General features: G+C 59.7%; 3 protein-coding genes. All 3 read right to left on the bottom strand.

The window, feature by feature from the left end; all coding sequences use genetic code 11:
- Positions 1–67 precede the first annotated feature (67 nt).
- The 3 genes from sugE to rdgC all read right to left on the bottom strand — a co-directional run bounded on the left by sugE (position 68) and on the right by rdgC (position 2,546).
- Complete coding sequence (gene sugE, locus ACW9HW_RS29705) at positions 68–382, bottom strand: quaternary ammonium compound efflux SMR transporter SugE (RefSeq protein WP_095195608.1); 315 nt, start codon at positions 380–382, stop codon at positions 68–70.
- A 132-nt stretch (positions 383–514) separates the two neighbouring features.
- The gene (locus ACW9HW_RS29700) at positions 515–1,480 is read right to left on the bottom strand and encodes a bile acid:sodium symporter family protein (RefSeq protein WP_457402898.1); all 966 of its coding nucleotides are present in this window, start codon (positions 1,478–1,480) and stop codon (positions 515–517) included.
- Between the two features lie 145 nt (positions 1,481–1,625).
- Positions 1,626–2,546, bottom strand: coding sequence for a recombination-associated protein RdgC (gene rdgC / locus ACW9HW_RS29695; protein ID WP_008060875.1), 921 nt, complete (start codon positions 2,544–2,546; stop codon positions 1,626–1,628).
- Positions 2,547–2,759: the final 213 nt, after the last annotated feature.

Raw genomic sequence — 2,759 nt, 5'->3', positions numbered from 1 at the left:
TTTTAGTCCCGCCCACCCCTTCAAGTCTAAACATACAAGCGAGCCTGCTCGCGAAAGCGGAAGTGGCCTAAGCGCTAACCTTGAGCCCAACCAAACCGGTCACGATCAACGCCACACTGGCCAACCGCACCAGCGCCATCGATTCCCCAAACAGAATGATCCCGGCAATCACCGTACCCACGGCACCCACACCGGTCCAGATCGCATAGGCCGTGCCCAGTGGCAGTTCCTTCATGGCAAGGCCCAGCAAGCCAAGGCTGACAGCCATGGCCGCGACGGTGAGGGCGGTGGGGAGCGGACGGGTGAAACCGTCGGTGTACTTCAGGCCGACGGCCCAGCCGACTTCGAACAGGCCGGCGAAAAACAGAATGATCCAGGACATCAAAGACCTCCATCGATTGACGGGGTCGTCCCCAGATTAATGACTCGATCGAGCCGCAGGGTCGTCCCCGCGTTGCGCAATAGAGTGCACAGCATTAATCCGGGGATCAAGTTTTTGGATCAAGATCGCGGATCAGTCGGTGGCCTGCCGGCCGCCGATTTTGCGATCTTCTTTCTCGCTCATACGGCGGAAATACGTCGACAGCAGGGCTCCGGAAATATTGTGCCAGACGCTGAACAACGCGCTGGGTACCGCCGCCAATGGCGAAAAGTGCGCACTGGCCAACGCAGCACCCAACCCGGAGTTTTGCATGCCGACTTCCAGGGCCAGGGATTTGCGCTGGGCCAATGGCAGCTTGAACAGACGCCCGGTGAAGTAGCCCAACAGATAACCAAAGCTGTTGTGCAACATGACCACGGCCATGATCAGCAGGCCGGACTCGGCAATCTTCGCCTGGCTGGCGGCAACCACGGCGGTGACGATGATCACGATGCTCACCACCGACACCAAGGGCAATACGTCTACCGCGTGGCGAACCCGGTCACCGAGCAAGCGTTGGGCCACGACGCCCAGCACGATCGGTAGCAGCACCACTTGCAGGATCGACCAGAACAGCTCCATGAACGAGACCGGCAGCCAGGCCGAAGCCAGGAGCCAAATCAACGCCGGTGTCAGCAGCGGAGCGAGGAGGGTGGTCACGGCGGCGATAGCCACCGACAATGCCAGATCGCCGCGTGCCAGCCAGGTCATCACGTTCGAGGAGGTGCCGCTTGGGCAGCAGCCGACCAGGATCACGCCGACGGCGATCTCCGGTGGCAAATGGAACACCTGGCAGAGTAACCACGCCACGCCGGGCATGATCACGAAATGGGCAACTACGCCCAGGGCCACGCGCCACGGATGGCGGGCGACTTCGGCGAAGTCTTCGAGCTTGAGGGTCAGGCCCATGCCGAACATCACCAACCCCAGCAGCGGCACGATGGCGCCCTTGAGACCGATGAACCATGCCGGTTGCAGGAACGCCACGACGGCGAAAATCAGTACCCAGTAGGCGAAGGTGTTGCCGACAAAACGACTCAATGCAGCCAGTGCGCGCATGGCCTGATCCTTAATTTTGAGTAACACCGCAAAAAGAAATGTGGGAGCGAGCCTGCTCGCGAAGGCGTCATTTCAGACAACATTTTTGTCGACTGACAGACCGCTTTCGCGAGCAGGCTCGCTCCCACAGGAGAACCGGTAGGCTTTAGATCCCCTGTGGAGTCTCTTCCCCGCCCAACGCTTCAACCAGTGCCGGCAGGAAGTCGCCGAAGGTCAGCATCATCAAGGTAAAGCTGGCATCCAGCTGGCCGAGGGCTTCATCGCCACCGTCCTGTTCCGCCTGGTCTTGCAGCAGGTCTTCGAACTTCAGGCGCTTGACCACCATTTTGTCGTCGAGGACAAAGGACAACTTGTCTTGCCAGGCCAGCGACAGCTGGGTGACCACTTTGCCAGTGCTCAGGTGCAGCTGGATTTCTTCACTGGTCAGGTCCTGACGCTTGCAACGCACGATACCGCCGTCTTCGTGGGTGTCGCGCAGTTCGCACTCGTCCAGCACAAAGAAATCGTCCGCGGCTTTCTGGGTGGTGACCCATTCGGTCATGGTCGCGGTCGGCGACATCTTCACAGTCAGCGGGCGCACCGGCAGCGTACCGATCACTTCGCGCAGGGTGGACAGCAGGTCTTCGGCGCGCTTCGGGCTGGCCGAGTTGACCAGGATCAGGCCCTGTTTCGGCGCGATGGCGGCGAAGGTCGACGAGCGACGGATAAAGGCGCGCGGCAGGAAGGCCTGGATGATTTCATCCTTGATCTGGTCGCGTTCCTTCTTGTAGACCTTGCGCATTTGCTCGGCTTCGATCTCTTCGACCTTTTCCTTCACCGCGTCACGGACGACGCTGCCCGGCAGGATGCGTTCTTCCTTGCGCGCGCTGATCAGCAGGAAGTCGCCGCTGACGTGCACCAACGGGGCATCTTCGCCCTTGCCGAACGGTGCGACGAAACCGTAGGTGGTCAACTCCTGGCTTGCACATGGGCGCGCCAGTTTGGTGGCCAGTGCAGTTTCCAACGCCTCGGCATCAACAGGCAGATCTTGGGTCAGGCGATAGATAAGCAGGTTTTTGAACCACATGGGGTGAGTCTCTCCTTTATACAAAGGCGGGCATTATTGTCCTCCGTGTGCCATAGGCCAACCCTTCTCTAAGCCTTTGGAAGGCATGAAAAAATTAATTAAGAAAGTGCTTGCCAGAGGTAGGGTCGCTCCGTAGAATGCGCGCCACACCGAACGTGAAGGGTGATTAGCTCAGCTGGGAGAGCGTCTGCCTTACAAGCAGAATGTCGGCGG

The sequence above is a fragment of the Pseudomonas sp. SDO5532_S415 genome (assembly GCF_054071155.1).
Note: the sequence above shows the minus strand (reverse complement) of the source record. Positions and strands in the feature narration are given on the sequence as shown.